Origin of the sequence: Mesorhizobium sp. M8A.F.Ca.ET.207.01.1.1 (assembly GCF_004794715.1) — a bacterium.
Classification (GTDB): domain Bacteria; phylum Pseudomonadota; class Alphaproteobacteria; order Rhizobiales; family Rhizobiaceae; genus Mesorhizobium.
In genome coordinates, this window is sequence record NZ_SRUS01000499.1 from 1 (window position 1) to 296 (window position 296).

Consider the following 296-nt stretch of genomic DNA (forward strand, 5'->3'; position numbering starts at 1 on the left):
CCGGCCGCGAGCGCGGTGACACCCGGCCGGTGATCTGCGCCTCGGCCGGCAACCACGCCCAGGGCGTGGCATGGGCCGCCTACCGCCTGGACGTGCCGGCCATCACCGTGATGCCGCATGGCGCACCGGCCACCAAGATCGCCGGCGTCGCCCACTGGGGCGCCACCGTGCGCCAGCATGGCACCAGCTACGACGAGGCCTACGCCTTCGCCGTCGAACTGGCGCAACGCCACGGTTACCGCTTCCTGTCCGCTTTCGACGACGCCGACGTGATCGCCGGCCAGGGCACCGTCGGC

At 73.3% G+C, this 296-nt stretch carries 1 protein-coding gene; it reads left to right on the plus strand.

Translation table 11 applies throughout. The annotated features are described in order from the left end of the window. On the plus strand, nucleotides 1–296 hold a 296-nt coding region (locus EN850_RS35550), incomplete at both ends, for a pyridoxal-phosphate dependent enzyme (RefSeq protein ID WP_136093072.1).